Annotated in this window: 17 protein-coding genes; 11 read left to right on the forward strand and 6 right to left on the reverse strand. The window is 73.7% G+C overall.

Going from position 1 to position 20579, the window contains the following annotated elements:
• Positions 1-115 precede the first annotated feature (115 nt).
• The 3 genes from ACZ6BG_RS31840 to ACZ6BG_RS31850 form a co-directional block, all read right to left on the reverse strand.
• The gene (locus tag ACZ6BG_RS31840) at positions 116-685 is read right to left on the reverse strand and encodes a copper chaperone PCu(A)C (RefSeq protein WP_469007717.1); all 570 of its coding nucleotides are present in this window, start codon (positions 683-685) and stop codon (positions 116-118) included.
• On the reverse strand, positions 682-3021 hold the full coding sequence (locus ACZ6BG_RS31845) for a heavy metal translocating P-type ATPase (RefSeq protein WP_469008167.1): 2340 nt from the start codon (positions 3019-3021) through the stop codon (positions 682-684). The genes ACZ6BG_RS31840 and ACZ6BG_RS31845 overlap by 4 nt, the downstream gene beginning before the upstream one ends.
• A gap of 98 nt (positions 3022-3119) precedes the next feature.
• Positions 3120-3404, reverse strand: a complete 285-nt coding sequence (locus ACZ6BG_RS31850) for a hypothetical protein (protein ID WP_469007718.1) — start codon at positions 3402-3404, stop codon at positions 3120-3122.
• 196 nt (positions 3405-3600) lie between these two features.
• Between ACZ6BG_RS31850 and ACZ6BG_RS31855 the strand changes: the two genes are divergently transcribed.
• The 4 genes from ACZ6BG_RS31855 (at position 3601) to ACZ6BG_RS31870 (ending at position 6583) form a co-directional block, all read left to right on the forward strand.
• The gene (locus ACZ6BG_RS31855) at positions 3601-3984 is read left to right on the forward strand and encodes a cell division protein SepF (protein WP_468456088.1); all 384 of its coding nucleotides are present in this window, start codon (positions 3601-3603) and stop codon (positions 3982-3984) included.
• 212 nt (positions 3985-4196) lie between these two features.
• A complete protein-coding gene (locus ACZ6BG_RS31860; protein ID WP_469007719.1) occupies positions 4197-5468 on the forward strand; it encodes an AAA family ATPase in 1272 nt (423 codons plus the stop codon).
• 12 nt (positions 5469-5480) lie between these two features.
• Positions 5481-5804: a nucleotide pyrophosphohydrolase gene (locus ACZ6BG_RS31865; RefSeq protein ID WP_468456084.1), complete on the forward strand. Its 324-nt coding sequence runs from the start codon at positions 5481-5483 to the stop codon at positions 5802-5804.
• A 257-nt stretch (positions 5805-6061) separates the two neighbouring features.
• A complete protein-coding gene (locus ACZ6BG_RS31870) occupies positions 6062-6583 on the forward strand; it encodes a DUF6099 family protein (protein WP_469007720.1) in 522 nt (173 codons plus the stop codon).
• A gap of 276 nt (positions 6584-6859) precedes the next feature.
• Here the strand turns inward: ACZ6BG_RS31870 and ACZ6BG_RS31875 are convergent, their stop codons facing one another.
• Positions 6860-7108: a hypothetical protein gene (locus ACZ6BG_RS31875; protein ID WP_469007721.1), complete on the reverse strand. Its 249-nt coding sequence runs from the start codon at positions 7106-7108 to the stop codon at positions 6860-6862.
• Positions 7109-7374: 266 nt separating this feature from the next.
• Between ACZ6BG_RS31875 and ACZ6BG_RS31880 the strand changes: the two genes are divergently transcribed.
• Positions 7375-8298 (forward strand): LLM class F420-dependent oxidoreductase, encoded by a 924-nt coding sequence (locus tag ACZ6BG_RS31880; protein ID WP_469007722.1) that lies wholly within the window; start codon positions 7375-7377, stop codon positions 8296-8298.
• A gap of 68 nt (positions 8299-8366) precedes the next feature.
• Here ACZ6BG_RS31880 and ACZ6BG_RS31885 read toward each other — a convergent pair whose 3' ends face one another.
• The gene (locus ACZ6BG_RS31885) at positions 8367-8672 is read right to left on the reverse strand and encodes a hypothetical protein (protein WP_469007723.1); all 306 of its coding nucleotides are present in this window, start codon (positions 8670-8672) and stop codon (positions 8367-8369) included.
• 161 nt (positions 8673-8833) lie between these two features.
• Here ACZ6BG_RS31885 and ACZ6BG_RS31890 point away from each other — a divergent pair, with 161 nt between their 5' ends.
• Positions 8834-9508 carry a response regulator gene (locus ACZ6BG_RS31890; RefSeq protein ID WP_469007724.1) on the forward strand — a complete coding sequence of 225 codons (675 nt, stop codon included), beginning with the start codon at positions 8834-8836 and terminating at the stop codon, positions 9506-9508.
• 11 nt (positions 9509-9519) lie between these two features.
• Here the strand turns inward: ACZ6BG_RS31890 and ACZ6BG_RS31895 are convergent, their stop codons facing one another.
• Complete coding sequence (locus ACZ6BG_RS31895) at positions 9520-10752, reverse strand: sensor histidine kinase (protein WP_469007725.1); 1233 nt, start codon at positions 10750-10752, stop codon at positions 9520-9522.
• 316 nt (positions 10753-11068) lie between these two features.
• Between ACZ6BG_RS31895 and ACZ6BG_RS31900 the strand changes: the two genes are divergently transcribed.
• From ACZ6BG_RS31900 to ACZ6BG_RS31920, 5 genes are all read left to right on the forward strand, one after another.
• Positions 11069-13384, forward strand: coding sequence for an MMPL family transporter (locus ACZ6BG_RS31900; RefSeq protein WP_469008170.1), 2316 nt, complete (start codon positions 11069-11071; stop codon positions 13382-13384).
• 261 nt (positions 13385-13645) lie between these two features.
• Positions 13646-14650, forward strand: a complete 1005-nt coding sequence (locus tag ACZ6BG_RS31905; RefSeq protein ID WP_469007726.1) for a 2-dehydropantoate 2-reductase — start codon at positions 13646-13648, stop codon at positions 14648-14650.
• 370 nt (positions 14651-15020) lie between these two features.
• Complete coding sequence (locus ACZ6BG_RS31910; RefSeq protein WP_469007727.1) at positions 15021-16553, forward strand: 3' terminal RNA ribose 2'-O-methyltransferase Hen1; 1533 nt, start codon at positions 15021-15023, stop codon at positions 16551-16553.
• Complete coding sequence (locus ACZ6BG_RS31915) at positions 16550-19180, forward strand: polynucleotide kinase-phosphatase (RefSeq protein ID WP_469007728.1); 2631 nt, start codon at positions 16550-16552, stop codon at positions 19178-19180. The genes ACZ6BG_RS31910 and ACZ6BG_RS31915 overlap by 4 nt, the downstream gene beginning before the upstream one ends.
• Positions 19181-19282: 102 nt before the next feature.
• Entirely contained in the window at positions 19283-20509 is a 1227-nt protein-coding gene (locus ACZ6BG_RS31920; protein WP_469007729.1) for an arginine deiminase, read from the forward strand.
• The last annotated feature ends 70 nt before the right edge of the window (positions 20510-20579 follow it).

Genomic DNA, 20579 nt, shown 5'->3' on the forward strand with positions numbered 1-20579 from the left:
CAGGGCCTGTTCTGTCCCGCGTCGGCCTGTCTCGGCACGTCCCGGCCGCCATCCCGGGGCAGTAGTCGGACGGAGGGGTCGGGGAGTTCCCGTACGCGGCCGACGGATCCGCGGCTCAACTGCCGGGCCTGACCACCACGGCCCGCACGGTCACCTCCCCGCTGTGCCGGAAGCGCAGCACGAAGGGCACCCGGTCACCGAGCCGCAGCGCCTTGGCGGGCCGCAGCATCACGTCCAGGCCCTCGGGCGTCATCCGCACCACGGACCGCCCGGGCACGGCCGCCGAGTCCACCATCCGCATCGACTCCACGTTCCCGGGCCGCTCCACGGTCCGGCTGAGCATGACGTCGTCGGCCGCGGGCGAACGGACGGACAGCAACGCGTCCCCGGACTCCCCGCTGTTGGTGATCCGGAAGAACGCGGCGGTCTCCTCCTTGCCGCCGTACGGCAGGAACACCCGCCCGTCGTCGACCGTCACGCGCGCGGGGCTGCCCGCGGCCCCGACGGCGACCCACGCGGAGAGCCCGCACAGCGCGAGCGCGCAGGCGAGGACGGGGGCGAGGACACCGGGAAGGGCGGACCGCAGACGGGCGTACGCCTCGCCGGAGGCACCGGGGTTGTCGGCGGCGCTAGTGGCGCCGGGCGCGCCGGTGGCCCACCGTCGGGCATGCGTACGGCCCTTCACCGAAGGCTCCTTCCCCGTGCGACCCGCTGCCGCCGCGCCTGCTGTGGCCGCGCCCGCTCCCGCCCCGCGCCCGCTCGCCCCGCGGACTCCCGCCCGGCACTCCGCGGCACCGGCTCCCACGTACGCAGCCGCAGGCTGTTCGCGACCACGAGCAGAGAGCTGGCCGACATCGCGAGGGCGGCTGTCATCGGGCCGAGGCGGCCGACGGCGGCGAGCGGTACGGCGAGGGCGTTGTAGCCGAACGCCCAGACCAGGTTGGCGCGGATGGTGGCGAGGGTGCGGCGGGCGAGGCGCACCGCGACGGCCGCCGCGCCGATGTCACCGGCGGCCAGCGTCACGTCGGCCGCGCCGATCGCCGCGTCGCTGCCGCACCCCATGGCGATGCCGAGGTCGGCGCGGGCGAGCGCCGCCGCGTCGTTCACGCCGTCGCCGAGCACCGCGACCCGGCGCCCGGCCGCCCGCAGCCGACCGACCAGTTCCGCCTTGTCCTCGGGCGTGCAGCGCGCGTGCACTTCGCCGATCCCCAGCTCGGCGGCCACGGCCTGCGCGGTCGCCGCCCGGTCCCCGGTGGCGAGGACCGGCTCCACGCCGAGCCGCCGCAGCCGGTCCACCGCGCGGTAACTCCCGGCCCGCAGCACGTCTCCCACGGCCACGACCGCCTCGACGACACCGTCCACCCGCACCAGGACCACGGTCCGCGCGGCGGCCTCGGCGTCGGCGAGAGCACGGGCGAGGACCTCGGGGAGGGCGTGGACGCCGTCGCCGGGCGCCCCTTCCGGCCCCGCCTCCGCCCCCGGTGAGCACACCTCCACGACCCGCTCCTCCACGACCCCGCGCACACCCCAACCGGGCCGCGCCCGGAACCCCGTGACCTCGGGCAGCTCCCGCTCGGCCGACTCCTGTCGGGCGTACGACGTGATCGCCCGCCCCAGCGGATGCTCCGAGCCCCGCTCCACCGCCCCGGCGAGCCGCAGCGCCGCGTCCCGGCCCAGGCCGTCCGGCGCGGCGGTGACCTGGGTGACGGTCATGTGGCCCGTCGTCAGCGTGCCGGTCTTGTCGAGCACGATCGTGTCGACGTGGCGCAGCGTCTCCAGGGCGCGCGGTCCGCTGACGAGGACGCCGAGTTGGGCGCCGCGCCCGGTGGCGGCGAGCAGCGCGGTGGGCGTGGCGAGGCCGAGGGCGCACGGGCAGGCGACGACGAGGACGGCCACGGACGCGGTGACGGCGGCCTGCGGGTCGGCCCCGGCGCCGAGCCAGAACCCGAGGACGGTGACGGCGAGCGTCAGGACGACGGGGACGAACACGCCCGCCGCGGCGTCCGCGAGGCGCTGGGCGCGCGCCTTCCCGGCCTGTGCCTCCGTCACCATCCGTGTGATGCGCGCGAGTTGGGTGTCGGCGCCCACGGCCGTGGCCCGCACCACGAGCAGTCCGCTCTCGTTGACGGCGGCCCCGACGACGTCCTGCCCGGGGGCGACCTCCACCGGCTCACTCTCGCCGGTCACCAGCGACAGGTCGAGCGCGGAGTGCCCGGACACCACCACACCGTCGGTGGCCACCCGTTCCCCGGGCCGGACCACGAACTCCTGCCCCACCCGCAACTCCCCGGCGGGCACCCGCCGTTCCCGGCCGCCCGGGTCCCGTACCGCGACGTCCTTGACGGCGAGCGAGGCCAGCGACCGCAGCGCCGCCCCGGTGCCGTGCCGGGCCCGCGCCTCCAGGAAGCGCCCCGCGAGCACCGAGAGCGGCACGCCGACCGCCGCCTCCAGATAGACGTGCGCGCCACCGCCCGCCGACGGAAGCACCTCGAACGGCATCCGCATCCCCGGCTCGCCCGCCCCGCCGAGGAACAGCGCGTACGCCGACCAGGAGAAGGAGGCGGCGACACCGAGCGACACCAGCGTGTCCATGGTCGCGGCGGCGTGCCGCAGGCCGCGTACCGCCCGCAGGTGGAAGGGCCACGCGCCCCACACCGCGACCGGCGCGGTGAGCATGAAGCACAGCCACTGCCAGTTGCGGAACTGCCAGGCGGGCACCATCGACAGGACGAGCACGGGCAGTGAGAGCAGCGCGGTGACCAGCAGCCGCTGCCGCTCGGCCCGCGCCTCGTCGTCGCCCGCCGCCGCGGGTTCCGTCTCCGACGGCGCGGGCGGTGCGGGCGGCGGGGGCGGTTCGGCGGTGTATCCGGCGCGTACGACGACGGCGACGAGCTCGTCCGTGCCCGTGCCGACCGGGTGGCGCACCCGGGCCCGGCCGGTGGCGAGGTTGACGGTCGCGCTGACGCCCGCCAGCTTGCCGAGCTTCTTCTCGACGCGGTTCACGCAGGCGGCACAGGTCATCCCGCCGACGATCAGGTCGGTGGTGACGGTGGCCTCGCAGGTCCCGGTGGCCTCGGAGGTCCCGAGGGCTTCGGGGGCGGCAGCCGTGGGCTCGGGAGTCACTGGCCGTGGCCCCCGTGCCCGCCGCCGTGGCCCCCGCCCGAGCCGCCGTCCTTGTCGTCGCCCGCACCGCCGCCCGGCGTCGAGGACCGCATCCCCGGCGCCACCGGCCCCACGGACGAGCCGACTTGATACGCGACGGCGAACACGACGACGAGCAGGACGAGGAACCCCAGCAGCGCGGGTGGCGGCCGCCACACCCCGGACGCTCCCGGCGTACGTGCACTGCTTGACGTACGCGAACTCGGCGACGTACCCGAAAGGGACGAACGCTCGTCTGCCATCGACGCTCCCGTGGCTGATCCGGCGGCGCGGGCAGCGGACGCCCGGCACCGGACAGGTGGTCGCGCGCCGCCGCCGGTGGGTTCCCGGAAGGTGTGACACGTGCCATGCGGACGTGTCGCAGTTGGGCCGAACGGGTGAGTTGCGCAAGAATTGCCTGGTGCAGACGTTGAGGACGAGCCAGGACGGGGTTGCTCTGTGACCAGCCACGAAGCCACCGACGAACAGTGGGAAGGGCTCGCCCAGGTCGTACCGCTGCGCGGCCGCAACGAATGGCCGTCGTGGCCGGGGCACCGGGCGCTGCCCGACGCGGAGACGGAGGCGCGCCGACGCTTCGTCGTGACACGTGTGAACATCTTCGCGGACGCCCGCGAGGTCGCCGAGAACCTGATGTCGCAGACGCCGGTCCTGCTCGACCTGTCCGGCGCCGAGACCGAAGTCGCCAAGCGGGTCCTCGACTTCAGCAGCGGCGTGGTCTTCGGCCTCGGCTGCGGGATGCACCGCGTGGAGAAGAACGTCTTCCTGCTGTCCCCGGCGGACACGGAGGTGCAGGGCCTGGTGGAGGCGGCGACCGGCATATAGCCGGAAGGGGGAGCGAGGGCCGGGTCCCGGTGGTGATCCGGTCCCGGTGCTGACCCGTTTCGGGTGCGGATCCGGTCCCGATGGTGACCTGTCCCAGGTGATCTAGCCCAACTCGCCGTCCCCCGTGGGGCTTCGGCCGCCGATCCCTCGATCGTGCGAAGGTCGCTTGGGCAAAACGGTTCGGCTTGTCCCCCGGCCCGTAGCTTCCGTTCATGACTGTGCACTCCCGCCGGGCGCTCGCGCAGGATCCGTCGGCCCGGGCCAAGCCACGCGTCACCGAACTGCGGCTCTCCGCCTTCGCGGGCCACCGCGGCGCCGCGTTCCCGCTCGGTCCGCTCACGCTCTTCGCGGGCCCGAGCGGCAGCGGCAAGACGAGCGCGCTGCGGGCGTACGAGGCGCTCGCGCTGCTCGGCGCCGGAGTCGAGCTGATCGACGTCTTCCCCGAGCCCACCCGCTGCGTGCCCGAGCGCGCGCGAGCCGACGGCCAGGCCCGCCGCGGCTTCCGCATCGGCTGTACGGTCGACGGCCCCGCCGGACCCGTCCGGCTCGACGTCGCCGTCCAGGCCGAGCCGGAACTGCGCATCGCGGGCGAGCGGTTGACGCGCGACGGGCTCACGCTCCTGGAGACCGCGCTGCGCGACCCCGGCCGCCGCGCCGTCCAGGCCGCCTGGCACACCGCGGGCGCCGCGCCCGTGACCCGCGCGCCGCTGCCCGACGACCGGCTCGGCACGGCCCTGCTGCCGCTGCGCGTCGCGGGCAAGACCGACGGCCAGCGCCTGGTGCTCGCCGCGGCCGAACAGGTCGTCGTGGCGCTGCGCTCGGTGTTCACCTGCGATCCGCGGCCCGGCCGGATGCGGGAGCCCGTGCCGCCCGGACTCGTCGGCGCGGGCCGGCTGCTCGGCGGCTGCGACAACCTCGCGGAGGTCCTGTGGCGCACCCGCTCCGAGTGCGGCAACCGGCACGCCCAACTCGTGGCGGCGCTGCGCTCCGGCTGCGCGGGGCCGGTCGCCGACGTCCTCGCCGAGGAGACCCGCGACGGCGCGCTGCGGGCCCTGCTCGACCGCGGCGACGGCGTCCGCACCTGCGTGGGACGGCTCGGCGACGGCGAACTGCGCTATCTCGCCCTCGCCCTGGTGCTGCTCACCGGCCCGCGCGTCCTTGAGGTCGACCCGGTGGCGGAGGTCCCGGAGGCCTACCAGAGCCTCACCGTCCTCGCCGACGGCTTCGACCGCTGCCTGGACCAGCGCCAGAAGCGGGCCCTCGCGGACCTCGCGGCCCGCATGTGCGGCCGCGGGCACCTGCGCCTGATCGGCGCCGTGGCCGACGCGACATGGGCCGCGACGGCGGACGGGGTGACGGTGGTGGACCTGGGGCGGGCCGGGGACGGGGGCGGTGCGCGGGCCGGGAGCGGTGCTGCCGGAGCGGAAAGCGTGCCGGTCGCACGCCGCGCGCGGGTGCCGAGATCGCGGACGCCCGGGATGTAGTTGACTTGAGCCGTGACAGACCAAGACGTAGCGGGATTGCAGCGCAGACTGGCCGAGTTCGCGGCCGCGCGGCACTGGGAGCCCTACCACACGCCCAAGAACCTGGCCGCCGCGCTCAGCGTGGAGGCCTCCGAACTCGTGGAGATCTTCCAGTGGCTGACGCCGGAGGAGTCGGCGCGGGTGATGGCCGACCCGGAATCGGCGCACCGCGTCACGGACGAGGTCGCCGACGTCCTCGCCTATCTCCTCCAGTTCTGCGAAGTGCTCGGCATCGACCCGCTGCGGGCGCTCGCGGCGAAGATCGAGCGGAACGAGCACCGCTTCCCGGCGCCGTAGCGCCCGCGTACGCCGGGGGTCTTGGCCCATCCGCCCCTTGATCCCCGGCCGTCACCGCCCCTCGGACATGCCGAAAGCCCCCCAAAGACACCTCGTCGTCACTCTCCGGAGTGGATGCATTGTCCACAGTCGATTTTTTGTCCACAGATTTCAGGCTTCCTCTGGCTTTTCGTCCTGAAGGCGCTCACTGTGGGTAGTGGATAGGGGAGTTCGGATGTACGTGCTGTGAGTGGGCGCGCGATGAATGGGGACGGCGCATGGATGCGATGCGGCTCATCGAGGCGAGCAGGTGCGCCCTGGCGCGGAGTCAGGAGTCCGCAGCCATCGTGGCGGAGGTGTGGCAGTCCCAGGCCCTGGCCCAGGCGATCGGCAGCCGCCTTGCGGTCGCGGGCCCGCCGGAGTTACGGGGCGAGGCGCTGGGCCTGAGCGAGCTCAGCGGCAGAGGCTGCGCGGTCCTGGACCTACGCCAGTCCGGGACACAGGAGATACGCGCGGCGGGCCTGACGGAGATAGGGGACGCCCACGACACCCTCCTCGTCCTCGGCGCCCTCCTGGGCGAAGTGGGCATCGCCCTGGTCACGGTGGCCATGGGCGCCGAGGACGAGGGGGTCTACTGGCAGTGCATGGAAGCCATCGACGCCGCCGACGAGTCCCGCGACCGGGTCCTCGAAATGCTCCGCAGACTCGCGGCCCGCGAGCGCAACGCGGTGGCTGGCGGGGGCGCCTTGGGCCGGGGGAGGGGAGACAGGGTGGCGGAGGGAAAGTCGCCCTTGTGCTGAGGGCGTGAGGGCGGGAAATGGGTCGGCCGGCGGGTGGAAGCCCGTCCGGCGATTGAGGGCGAGCGCGCAGCGCGATCGGGGGCGGCGCGGGGAGGGGTGAGATGAACGCGCCGTCGTGAGGACGAGCGGGGGAGTGGGTGTTGGCCGGGGCACCGGGCGGGCCGTGGCCCCGCGGCCGACGGGCGGGCCTCGGCACCGGTGGACCCGGCTGACGGTGGGCCCGGCCGCCGGGTGGGTTGCGGCGGCCGGGGGTGCCCGTTGCGGCGACGGCGCCCGTCAGACGCGGTCCTGCTCCTCCCCGGCAGGGGGGCGAGCGGTCGTGGACTGCTGGAGGTCGGCGTCCAGTTGGGTCAGATCCGCGTTGAGCGCGGCCATGAGCTCCTCCATCTGCTGCAGCAGGCCCTTGGGCGCACCCTGCTGCCCGGCCGGTGCCTGCGCGCGAGCCTGCTCCGGCACCACCTCGTCGCGGGGCTGCTCCGGCGCGAACGGGTCGTGCGCCTGCTCGGGCACGGCTTCCTGGGACATGACGGCCTCCTCGGCCCGCGCCCCGCCGGGTGCCGGGGGCGCGCCCCGGCCGGGCAAGGCAGTTGGTGCGGGGGACGCGTCGGCAGCGACCGCCGGCGCGGGTGCCGGGCGGTCCGGCTCCGCCGAGCCAACGATCACCCGTGCGGCGCGGTCACTGCGGCGGACCCGCCCCGGTCGCCGGGTTGACGGATTTCACCCGACCGGGGCGGCGGTGGACCGGTGGGACAGGAGAGGTTGACGGGCGTTCGACCGTGCAGGATGGAGGTATGGATCTTCGCATCTTCACCGAGCCCCAGCAGGGGGCCACCTACGACACGCTGCTCGCCGTCGCCAAGGCGACCGAGGACCTGGGCTTCGACGCGTTCTTCCGCTCCGACCACTATCTGCGCATGGGTGCGGTCGACGGCCTGCCCGGACCCACGGACGCGTGGATCACGCTGGCGGGGCTCGCCCGTGAGACCAAGCGCATCCGGCTCGGCACGCTGATGACGGCGGGCACGTTCCGGCTGCCGGGTGTGCTCGCGATCCAGGTGGCGCAGGTCGACCAGATGTCGGGCGGCCGGGTCGAGCTGGGGCTGGGCGCGGGCTGGTTCGAGGAGGAGCACAAGGCGTACGGCATCCCGTTCCCGAAGGAGAAGTTCGCGCGCCTCGAGGAGCAGCTCGCGATCGTCACCGGGCTGTGGGGGACGGCGCCGGGAGACAAGTTCTCGTACGAGGGCACGCACTACCGGCTGACGGACTCGCCCGCGCTGCCCAAGCCCGCGCAGGCCAAGGTGCCGGTCCTGATCGGCGGTCACGGCGCGAAGCGCACGCCGCGCCTGGCCGCGCGGTACGCGGACGAGTTCAACATCCCGTTCGCCTCGGTGGAGGACAGCGAGCGGCAGTTCGGCCGGGTGCGGGCCGCCGCCGAGGAGGCCGGTCGCGAGGCCGACGACCTGGTGTACTCGAACGCCCTGGTGGCGTGCGTGGGCAAGGACGACGCCGAGGTGGCCCGGCGCGCGGCCGTCATCGGGCGTGAGGTGGAGGAGCTGAAGGCCAACGGGCTCGCGGGTTCCCCCGCCGAGGTCGTCGACAAGATCGGCCGGTACGCGGAGATCGGCGCGAGCCGTGTCTACCTCCAGTGCCTCGACCTGTCCGACCTGGACCACCTGGAGCTGATCTCGGCACAGGTGCAGTCGCAACTGTCGTAGCGAGCGACGAGGGCCCGCCGACGGGTCGGCGGGCCCTCGTGTCAGCTGCCGCCGAGCACTGCTCGGTGCTAGCCGCGGCCCTGGGTGGTGTGGGCGACGATGAAGTACCTGCCGCAGTCGCCGCCGAACCGCCACTGGCCGCGGCCCACCCACTTGCCGTAGATGGTCTTGCCGTTGCTGCAGTCGGTGACCGCGCGGGCCTGGCCGCTCTTCACGGTGCAGGAGGCGGTCCAGGTGTTGACCTTCATCTTCCAGTTGCCGCAGCTGTAGTTGCCGCCGGCGGCGGAGGCGGGCGCGGCGGTGGCGAGGCCGCCGACGAGGAACGCGGCCGCGATGGACGTGGTCACGGCACGGCGCGACACAGTGAGCTTCAAGGAAGTCTCCCCCAGAGATGCCCTGTCGGGCGAACGGTACGTTTGCGAACACGGCGAGGCGTGCTCATGATCATTCTAAGGGTGGGGGCCGGGCCCCTCCGAGGCCGGGGCGGGGGCGTGCGGCGGGCTGAGGCCATGGATCGCTGTGGTAGGAACGGACGGTGGCCGAGACACGGATCGATGTGGTGATCGCCGACGATCAGGAGCTGGTGCGGACCGGATTCAGCCTGATTCTCGGGGCGCGGCCGGGCATCACCGTGGTCGGTGCGGCGGCCGACGGGGTGGAGTGCATCGACATGGCGCGTCGGCTGCGCCCGGATGTCGTGCTCGCCGACATCCGCATGCCGCGCCTCGACGGCCTTGAGGTGGTGCGGCAGTTGGCCGGGCCGGGCGTGGCCGATCCGCTGAACGTCGTGCTGATCACCACGTTCGACCAGGACGACTACGTGCGGACCGGGCTGCGGAACGGGGCGTGCGGGTTCCTGCTGAAGGACGCGTCGCCGGGGCTGCTCGTGGAGGCGGTGCAGGCCGCGTCCCGTGGGGATGCCCTGGTGTCACCGGCGGTGACGGTGCGCCTGCTGCGGCGACTTGAGGAGTCGGAGCGGGGCCCGGCGGCCGGCAACGCGGGGGCCGCCGGACTCAGTGAGCGGGAGCTGGACATCGTGCGGCTGGTCGCGGTGGGGCGTACGAATCAGGAGATCTGCGGCGAGCTGTTCCTGTCGTTGTCGACGGTGAAGACGTATCTGGCGCGGATCCAGGCCAAGCTCGCGGCCCGCAACCGGGTGGAGGTCGCGGCGTGGGCCTGGGAACACGGTGTCGCGCACCCGGCGCGTTGACTCCCGGCCCGTCAGCGTCCCGGCCCGTGGTCCTGGAGGACGTCGGCGGCGGACGTCGCCAGCGGGAAGGCGGCCTCGACCTGCCAGCCGCCCTGGGGGAGCGAGCCGGTGCGCAGCGTCCCGTCCAAGGCCTCGACGCGTTCGCGCAGCCCGAGCAGGCCGAAGCCGCCGCGCCCGCCCGCCGGCGCGGTGGCCCGGTGCGGGGCCGCGGTGTTGGTGACCGTCACCCGTAGCCAGGCCGGGTCCGCGTCCAGGCGGACCGTGGCGCGGGCGCCGGGGGCGTGCCTGCGGACGTTGGTGAGGGCCTCCTGCACCAGCCGCTGCACGGAGATCTCGACTTCGGGGCTGAGGCGGGCGGTGCGGGCGGCCGCCGTGACGTCGAGGCGGGCGGGTGTGTCGTCGTCGGCGGTGGCGTGGGCGCAGTGGGCGGAGACGAGGTCGGCCAGTTCGGTGAGCAGGTCGCCGGGGCGCAGCGCGGCGTGGTTGTCCTCCCGCAGGACGCCCACCAGGCGGCGCATCGACTCCAGCGTCTCGGTGCCGGACCGGGCGATGTTGCGCAGCAGGGGGTCCACCTGGTCGGGCGCGGTGCCCTGGATGGTCACGGCGGCGTTGGCCTGGACGATGATGCCCGTCATGTGGTGGGCGATCAGGTCGTGCAGGTCCCGGGCGAGGGCGAGGCGTTCCGCCTGGCGCACGTCGTGCACGGCCCGTTGCCTGCGGAGTTCCATCGCGCGCAGGGCGCAGCCGGTGGCGACGCAGATCGCCAGGGCCACGGTCAGGATGTAGCCGCCCGCGACGAAGACGGACCAGGAGCCGCTGCGCAGCGGCAGCATCAGGACGGCGACGCACAGGGCGACGGTGGCCGCGGTCGCGCGCGCCGGACGCCAGGCGTGGGCCGTGGTGCGGATGGTGAGGAACAGCAGGCCGCAGGTCTCCAGGGCTCCCCACCACTGGAGGCCGGCGGAGTCGACCAGGGTCCACACGGTCAGGGCGAGGGAGACCGTCACGGCGCCGATGACGCGTCGCCCCAGGGCGAACGAGCGCGGCAGACCGAGGACGGCGAGGCCGACCAGCGGGCCGGTGACGACCACGGGCAGCCATGCCGTCGGCGCCTGGAACGGATCGGGGTCGGCGATGCGCACGGCGGCGAAGTCCCCGACCAGGATCAGTGTGAACGCGGTCAGGGTGCTGATCCTGAGGAGCCTGCCGTCGGCGGCCGGGTTGAGGGGGAGTTTCCAGTCCACGCCGATCAGCGTAGGAGCGGAAGCGGAGGCCCGTGTCGGCCGAATGGCCGACAGGCCGGTGCGCGAAGGGTACGCACGGCCGACGGAACGGGCCCCCGCCGGGCGGAACCCTGGTGCCACGGCGGCCGGTGACCTTCCCCCGGGGCCCGGCCGCCGCCCGCACGTCCCGGGACCGGGGGCACCGCGCGGCCCGATGTGACCCAGCAGCCGGGCCAAGCCCGACCGCACCCGTGGCCGGGTCCAGCCCGGCAGCATCCGCACCCGTGGCCGGGCCCCTCCTGCTCGCACCGACAGACAGAGAGTGATCGCACCCCCCATGGCCACCTTCCTGCACCGCATCGGCCGGACCGCCTTCAGGCGACGCTGGCTGGTCGTCCTCCTCTGGGCGCTCGTCCTGGGTGCCGTGGGCGTCGGCGCCGCCAACGGCTCGGGCCCGCAGACGTCCAACGTCACGCTCCCCGGCACGGAGGCACAGCGCGCCAACGACCTGCTGGAGAAGCAGTTCCCCGCCGCCAACGCGGACGGCGCCAACGCCCGCGTCGTCCTGCGGGCCCCCGGCGGGGAGAAGATCGGCAGCGCCGACAACCGAGCGGCTCTCAAGGCGACCCTGGCCGAGGTGAAGAAGTCCTCCGCGCACATCGCCGAGGTCAGCGACCCCTTCGCGGCGAAGGCGGTCAGCGCGAACGGCACCACCGCCTACTCCCAGGTGACGTACAGCGTGCCGGACACGGACCTGACGGACCGTGACCACACCGGTCTCGACAAGGCCCTGGAGTCGGGCCGCGACCGGGGGCTGACGGTGGAGGCGTCCGGGAACGCGCTGCAGCCTCCCGAGGAGGGCCACATGGCGGAGGCCATCGGCTTCGCCCTGGCCGCCGTGATCCTCCTCATCACCTTCGGCTCCCTGGTCACCGCGGGTCTGCCGCTGGTGACCGCGCTGGTCGGGGTGGCCGTGAGCATGACCGCCATCACGGCTCTCAGCGGGCCGTTCGAGCTCAACAGCAACGCCTCGGTCCTCGCCACGATGCTGGGGATCGCCGTCGGCATCGACTACGCCCTGTTCATCGTGTCCCGCTACCGCTCCGAACGCGCCGCCGGGCACGACGCCGAGGAAGCCGCCGCCCGCGCCAACGGCACCGCCGGATCGGCCGTCGTCTTCGCCGGACTGACGGTCGTGATCGCCCTCGCGGGCCTCGCCGTGGTGAACCTGTCCATCCTGACCGCGATGGGCCTGGCCGCCGCCGGGGCGGTCGCCGTCGCCGTGCTCGTCGCCGTCACGCTGATGCCCGCGCTGCTCGGCTTCGCCGGTGAACGGGTGGTCGGCAGGGGCGGCGGGCGTGTCGTCCGCCGACTTCTCCCGGGCCGCGCGGCAGCGTCCGGCACCAGTGCCGCCGAGACGTCCGCCACCAGTCCCTCCGAGACGTCCGCCACCGGCCCCGCCCCGGCTGCGCCCGCCAGGACCGGCCTGGCCCAGCGCTGGATCGCGTACGTCCTCCGCAAGCCCGCGAAGGTCCTGGTCCTGGCCGTGCTCGCCCTCGGCGTGATCGCCCTGCCCGCCACCCGGCTCGAACTCGGGCTGCCGGACGACGGCTCCAAGGCCGCCTCCTCCACACAGCGCAAGGCGTACGACATGCTGTCGCAGTCGTTCGGCCCCGGCTTCAACGGACCGCTCACGGTGACCATCGACAACGAGGACCCGGCCGTCGCCCGTACCGGAGCCGTGACGTTGGGCAAGTCCCTCGAGGACCTGCGCGACGTGGCCGCCGTGACTCCGGCCGTCTTCAACAAGGCGGGCGACACCGCCCTGATCACGGTCGTCCCCAAGAGCGCGCCGGGCAGTGACGCCACGAAGGAACTCGTCGGCGACATCCGCTCTTTGGCCGACCGCACCGGGGCGGACTCGGGCGCCCGCGCCCTGGTGACCGGCACGACGGCTCTCAACATCGACGTCTCCGACAAGTTCAGCAAGGCGATCGTGCCCTATCTGGCGCTCGTCGTCGGTCTCGCGGTCCTCGTACTGATCCTGGTGTTCCGTTCGATCCTGGTGCCCGTCAAGGCCGCCCTCGGGTTCCTGCTCTCCGTGCTGGCCTCGCTCGGCGCGATCGTCGCGGTCTTCCAGTGGGGCTGGCTGAAGGACCTGATCGGCCTGGAGCAGACCGGTCCCCTCATGAGCCTGATGCCCATCCTGATGGTCGGCATCGTCTTCGGCCTGGCCATGGACTACCAGGTGTTCCTGGTGACCCGCATGCGGGAGGCGTACGTCCATGGCGCCGACGCGCGGACGGCGGTGGAGGCGGGGTTCCGGCACAGCGCGACCGTCGTCACCGTCGCGGCCCTCATCATGATCACGGTCTTCGCCGGGTTCATCGGCTCCGAGGACGCCATGATCAAGGCACTCGGCTTCGGGCTCGCGGTCGCCGTCGCCTTCGACGCGTTCGTCGTCCGCATGACGATCGTGCCCGCCGCCCTCGCCCTCCTCGGCAAGCGGGCCTGGTCCCTGCCCGGTTGGCTCGACCGGATCCTGCCCCACGTCGACATCGAGGGGGAGAAACTGGCGCGCGCCGAGCCCGCGCCGCCGCTGCCGGAGCAGCCGGGCCGCCGGCCCGACCACGACTACAGCGGACGGAGCTGAGCGGCAGGGGGTGGTGCCCGCTCCGGTACCACCCCCGGGCCGGGGCGGGTGAGGCGAGTGGTGTCCGGCTCGGTACCACCCCGGGCCGGGGCGGGCGAGGCGACTGGCTCGGAACCACCCCCGCGCCGGGGCGACGCATGCGTGAACGGCAGGATCCCGGGGCTGGTCACCCCGTACGTCCCTGGTCCAGGCTGTCCCTGCCCGACCCGATGCCCGCCCGCCGCGCCGCCGCCGCGTCTCACCCCGCCCCAGGAGCCGCCCATGCCCAGGCCCCGCTTCGCCGTCCTCGGTGCCGGCAGCATCGGCTGTCACCTCGGTGGCCACCTCGCCGCCGCCGGGCACGACGTGACCTTCATCGGCCGGTCCGCGGCCATGGAAACCCTGGCCGAGCGGGGACTCGTCCTCACCAGCTCCACCCGCCCGCCCGTGCGCCTCGCGCCGGACCGGCTGACGCTGGCCACCGGGCCCGAGGCGGCGGCGGGAGCCGACCAGGTGCTGGTCACCGTGAAGAGCGCCGACACCGAGGCCGCCGCCGTGGGCCTGGCCGCCCATCTCGCCCCGGACGCCGTCGTGGTGAGCTTCCAGAACGGGCTGCGCAACCCCGCCGTCCTGCGCGCCGCTCTCCCCGGCCACACCGTGCTCGCCGGGATGGTGCCGTACAACGTGATGCGGTCCGAGCCGGGCACCGTGCACCAGGGCATGCCGGGCCGCCTCATGGCCGAGCCCGACGACGTGCTCCTGGCCGCCTGCCAGGAGGCGGGCCTGGACATCGAGGCCCGCACCGACATGTCCGAAGTGCTGCACTCCAAGCTCCTGATGAACCTCAACAACGCGGTCAACGCCCTGTCGGGCCTTCCGCTGCGCGACCAGCTCGGCCTGCGGGCCTACCGCGGCTGCCTCGCCCTGTGCCAGCGCGAGGCACTCGCCGCCTACCGCGCCGCCGGGGTCGCGCCCGCCCGCCTCGGCCCCATCGCCCCCGGCGCCATCCCGTTCGTCCTGGGGCTCCCCGACGCCGTCTTCCGGCGGGTGGCGGCCGCGTCCCTGCGGACCGACGCCCACGCGCGTTCCTCGATGTGGGAGGACCTGCGCTGCGGCCGCCCCACGGAGGTCGACTCCCTGCAGGGCGAGATCGTCGACCTCGCCGCCGCGCACGGCCTGCGCGCCCCCGTGAACGCGCGCCTGGTCGCCCTCGTGCACGAGGCGGAGTCCGCGCCGCGCACCTGGACGGGCCCTGAGCTGTACGCCGAGCTGCGCGCGGCACGCTGAACCGCGGGACGTCGAACCAGGGGCGGCGGAGCGGAAATTCACGCGTGCGTCCGGGGGCTTCGCTGTACGTTTGTGCAGGTGCGCCGGGAAGAGGGCGGTGCGCGGCGAGAGGTCCGCGCCGCGGCGCACACGACAGATACGGGGGGTTGAGGAGCAGGCCGGGGCGGCGCCGCGAGACGCGCGCCCGGCCCGCAGGGGCATGATCTGCCACCCCTCCGCGCCCGCGCGGTCGGCCGACGCGACGACGGTCGGGCCGACGCGCCGTGCGCCAGACAGCCCAGCACGTCACCACGGCTCGGACGGCCCGTCGAGTTCCACGGCTCGCACGGCCCGTCGGGTCCACGGCCCAGATTGCTATCGAGGCATACCCATGTTCTTGACGATCAGCACCACCGGCACTCCGGAACGCCCCGCGACCGACCTCGGGTTCCTGCTGCACAAGCATCCCGGCAAGTCGCAGGCGTTCTCCACGTCCTACGGGCAGGCGCATGTCTTCTACCCCGAGGCGACGGCGGAGCGCTGCACGGCCGCGCTCCTCCTTGAAGTGGACCCGGTGGCGCTCGCGCGGCGCGTCAGGGGCGCCACGAAGGGCCGGGGCGGCGCCGCGGACGCGGCCCTCGCGCAGTACGTGAACGACCGCCCGTACGCCGCCTCCTCGCTGTTCGCCGTCGCCCTGAGCACGGTGTTCTCCAGCGCCGTACGCGGCGCCTGCAAGTCCCTGCCCGAGCGGGCGGCAGCGCCCCTGCCGCTGCGCGCCGAGGTGCCCGCGCTGCCCGCGCGCGGCGGGGCACGCCTGGTCCGGGCGCTGTTCGAGCCGCTGGGCTGGACGGTGAGCGCCGAGCCGGTGCCGCTGGACGAGCGATTCCCGGAGTGGGGCGACTCTCGGTACGTACGCCTCGTACTGGAAGTGCCGGACGGCAGGCTGACCCTCAGTGAGGCGCTGCGCCACCTGTACGTCCTGCTTCCGGTGCTCGACGACGCCAAGCACTACTGGGTCTCGGCCGACGAGGTCGACAAGCTGCTGCGCGCGGGGGAGGGCTGGCTCGCCGGCCACCCCGAGCAGAAGCTGATCACCAACCGCTATCTGGCGCGGCGCTGGTCGCTGACGCGCGCGGCCATGGAGCGGCTCGAACTGGCGCGGCTCGCCGACGCCGACGACACGGCCGTCGAGGAGATCGACAACGCCGTCGCGGCGGACGAGGGGCCGGACGCGGAGGACAGGCCCGCGCCGCTCGCCGAGCAGCGCAGGGACGCGATCCTCGCCGCACTCGGCGCGGCGGGCGCCGCCCGCGTCCTCGACCTCGGCTGCGGCCAGGGCGAGTTGATCAAGGCGCTGCTCAAGGACACTCGGTACACGGAGATCGTGGGCGTCGACGTGTCGATGCGCGCGCTGACCGTCGCGTCGCGGCGGCTGAAGCTGGACCGCATGGGCGAGCGCCAGGCGGAGCGCGTGACGCTCCTCCAGGGCTCGCTCGCGTACACCGACAAGCGCCTCAAGGGATACGACGCGGCGGTGCTCTGCGAGGTCGTGGAGCACGTCGACCCGGAGCGGCTTTCCGCCCTCGAGTACGCGGTGTTCGGCTCGGCGCGGCCCCGCACCGTGCTCGTGACCACGCCGAACGTCGAGTACAACGTCCGCTGGGAGTCCCTCCCCGCCGGTCACTTCCGGCACGGCGACCACCGCTTCGAGTGGACCCGCGCGGAGTTCCGGGCCTGGGCCGAGAGAGTCGCCCACCAGCACGGGTACACCGTCGAGTTCGTGCCCGTCGGCCCCGACGACCCCGAGGTGGGACCGCCGACCCAGATGGCGGTGTTCACCCAGACCCAGACCCAGCCCCAGAACGACCGGAACACCCGGAACAGCCAGAACACCCAGCACTCGAAGGAGGCGAAGGCAGCATGACCGACAACACCACCGGCACCAGCACCGACAACACCACCGGCACCAGCAGCACCACCCCCGGCGGCCGCCTCCTCCCCATCACCGACCTCTCCCTCGTCGTCCTCATCGGCGCCTCCGGCGCGGGCAAGTCCACCTTCGCGCGGCGGCACTTCAAGCCGACCGAAGTGCTGTCCAGCGACTTCTGCCGGGGGCTCGTCGCCGACGACGAGAACGACCAGGGCGCGAGCGGCGACGCCTTCGACGTCCTGCAGTACATCGCGGGCAAGCGGCTCGCCGCCGGGCGTCGTACCGTCGTGGACGCGACGAGCGTGCAGTCCGACAGCCGCAAGCAGTTGGTCGAGCTGGCCAGACGGCACGACGTGCTGCCCATCGCCGTGGTCCTCGACGTGCCCGAGGAGGTCTGCGCCGAGCGGAACGCCGCGCGGGCCGACCGGGCCGGGATGCCGCGCCGGGTCATCCAGCGCCACCAGCGCGAACTGCGGCGCTCGCTCCGGCACCTGGAGCGCGAGGGCTTCCGGAAGGTGCACGTCCTGCGGGGCGTGGCGGAGGTCGAGGGTGCCGAAATCGTCACGGAGCGGCGCTTCAACGACCTCACCCACCTCACGGGACCGTTCGACATCATCGGTGACATCCACGGCTGCGCGAGCGAGCTGGAGACGCTGCTCGGCAGGCTCGGATACGTCGACGGGGCGCACCCCGAAGGCCGCACCGCCGTGTTCGTCGGCGACCTCGTCGACCGCGGCCCGGACAGCCCCGGCGTGCTGCGCCGCGTCATGGGCATGGTCGCCGACGGCACCGCCCTGTGCGTACCGGGCAACCACGAGAACAAGCTCGGCCGCTATCTGAAGGGCCGCGGCGTCCAGCACACCCACGGCCTCGCCGAGACCATCGCGCAGCTGGAGGCGGAGGACGCGAAGGACCCGGACTTCCGGGCCCGGGTGCGGGAGTTCGTGGACGGCCTCGTCAGCCACTACGTCCTCGACGGCGGCCGCCTCGTGGTGTGCCACGCGGGCCTGCCGGAGAAGTACCACGGCCGCACCTCGGGCCGGGTGCGCTCGCACGCCCTGTACGGCGACACCACCGGCGAGACCGACGAGTTCGGCCTGCCCGTGCGCTACCCGTGGGCGGAGGACTACCGCGGCAAGGCGGCCGTGGTCTACGGCCACACCCCGGTGCCGACGGCGACCTGGTTGAACAACACCATCTGCCTGGACACCGGCGCGGTGTTCGGCGGCAAGCTGACGGCGCTGCGCTGGCCGGAGCGCGAGCTGGTCGACGTCCCCGCGGAACGGGTCTGGTACGAGCCGGCGCGACCGCTGCGCACCGACGCGCCCGGCGGCCACGACGGCCGCCCGCTCGACCTCGGCGACGTGCACGGCCGCCGGGCCGTGGAGACCCGGTACGCCGGGCGCGTCACCGTGCGCGAGGAGAACGCCGCCGCCGCGCTCGAAGTGATGAGCCGCTTCGCCGTCGACCCGCGCCTGCTCCCGTACCTGCCGCCGACGATGGCGCCCTCGGCCACCTCCCGGCGCGAGGGCTACCTGGAGCACCCGGAGGACGCGTTCGCGCAGTACGCGGCCGACGGCGTCGCCCGGGTCGTGTGCGAGGAGAAGCACATGGGCTCCCGCGCGGTGGTCCTGGTGTGCCGGGACGCGGACGTGGCGCGCGAGCGGTTCGGCGGAGGGGGTACCTCCCACGCCGTTTCGGGCAGTGGGGGAGGGCCGACGGGTGCCCTCGTCACCCGCACCGGTCGCCCGTTCCTCGGCGACCCCGACCGCACCGAGCAGGTGCTCGGCCGGGTGCGGGACGCCGCCGACGCGGCCGGGCTCTGGGCGGACCTGGAGACGGACTGGCTGCTGCTCGACGCGGAGCTGATGCCGTGGTCGCTGAAGGCGTCGGGGCTGCTGCGCACGCAGTACGCGGCCGTGGGCGCCGCGTCCGGCGCGGTCTTCCCCGGTGCGCTCGCCGCCCTGGAGGCGGCCGTCGCCCGCGGTGTGGACGTCCAGGGCCTGCTCGGCAAGCAGCGCGAACGCGCCGCGGACGCGACCGCGTTCACCGACGCCTACCGCCGCTACTGCTGGCCGACGGACGGTCTGGACGGCGTGCGGCTCGCGCCGTTCCAGATCCTCGCCGTCCAGGGCCGCAGCCTCGCCGCAATGCCCCACGACCGGCAACTGGCCCTGATCGACCGGATGGTGGAGCACGACACCACGGGTCTGCTGCGCACCACGCGGCGCCTGTACGTCGACACCGGCGACGCGGAGTCGGTGCGCGCGGGCGTCGACTGGTGGCTGGAGATGACCGGGCGGGGTGGCGAGGGCATGGTCGTCAAGCCGGTCGGCGCGCTGGTGCGCGACGGCAAGGGCCGCCTGGTGCAGCCCGGCATCAAGTGCCGGGGCCGGGAGTACCTGCGGATCGTCTACGGCCCGGAGTACACCCGGCCGGAGAACCTGGAGAAGCTGCGCGGCCGCACGCTCGGCCACAAGCGCTCCCTGGCGATCCGGGAGTACGCGCTCGGCCTGGAGGCGCTCGACCGGCTCGCGGAGGGCGAGCCGCTGTGGCGGGTCCACGAGGCGGTGTTCGCGGTGCTCGCACTGGAATCGGAACCCGTGGATCCGCGGCTCTGAGGTGTGTATGGCGCGTTTTGGGCGTTCGTGTCCTGCCTGGCGGGACGTCCAAAACGCGCCGTCGGGCGCGTGACGCGGCCCCGGTGGGGTCAGGATGGGGGCATGGGATTCCATGTCGACTCCGAGGCCGGGCGCCTGCGCAGCGTGATCCTGCACCGTCCGGACCTGGAGCTGAAGCGCCTCACGCCGACCAACAAGGACGCGTTGCTGTTCGACGACGTGCTGTGGGTGCGGCGGGCAAGACAAGAACACGACGGCTTCGCCGACGTGCTGCGCGACCGGGGAGTGACGGTCCACCTCTTCGGTGATCTGCTCACCGAGGCGCTGGACGTGCCGGCCGCGCGGCTGCTCGTCCTGGACCGCGTCTTCGACGAGAAGGAGTACGGCCCGCTCGCCACCGACCACCTGCGGGCGAGCTTCGAGTCGCTGCCGTCCGCGGAGCTCGCCGAGTTCCTGATCGGCGGCATGACCAAGCGGGAGTACCTGGAGCGGCACCCGGAGCCGACGTCCGTGCGCTTCCACTGCATGGACATGGACGACTTCCTGCTCGGCCCGCTGCCCAACCACCTGTTCACCCGCGACACCTCCGCCTGGATCTACGACGGCGTGTCCATCAACGCGATGCGCTGGCCCGCCCGGCAGCGCGAGACGGTCCACTTCGAGGCGATCTACCAGCACCACCCGCTCTTCCACCACCAGGGCTTCCACCTCTGGTCGCAGGGCCAGTCCGACTACCCGTCCACCATCGAGGGCGGCGACGTCCTGGTCCTCGGCAACGGCGCCGTGCTCATCGGCATGAGCGAGCGCACCAAGCCGCAGGCCGTCGAGATGCTCGCGCACAAGCTGTTCGCCGCCGGTTCCGCGACCTCGATCGTGGCCCTCGACATGCCCAAGCGCCGCGCCTTCATGCACCTGGACACGGTCATGACGATGGTCGACGGCGATACGTTCACGCAGTACGCGGGCCTCGGCATGCTCCGCTCGTACACCATCGAACCGGGCGTCGACGAGCGCGAGTTGAAGGTCACCGACCACCCGCCGGAGCACATGCACCGCGCCATCGCCGCCTCGCTCGGCCTCGGCGGCATCCGGGTCCTCACGGCCACCCAGGACGTGCACGCCGCCGAGCGGGAGCAGTGGGACGACGGCTGCAACGTGCTCGCGGTCGAGCCGGGCGTCGTCGTGGCGTACGAGCGGAACGCGACCACCAACACGTATCTGCGCAAGCAGGGCATCGAGGTGATAGAGATCCCGGGCAGCGAGCTGGGCCGGGGCCGGGGCGGGCCGCGCTGCATGAGCTGTCCGATCGAGCGGGATCCGGTCCGCTAGGGGCACCCTGGAGCGAGCGGGGCGGGGCGGGCGCGGGGGCCTGCATATAAATGTGAAAGGTCGTATAGAC

It is taken from the genome of Streptomyces sp. NPDC041205 (assembly GCF_055591765.1).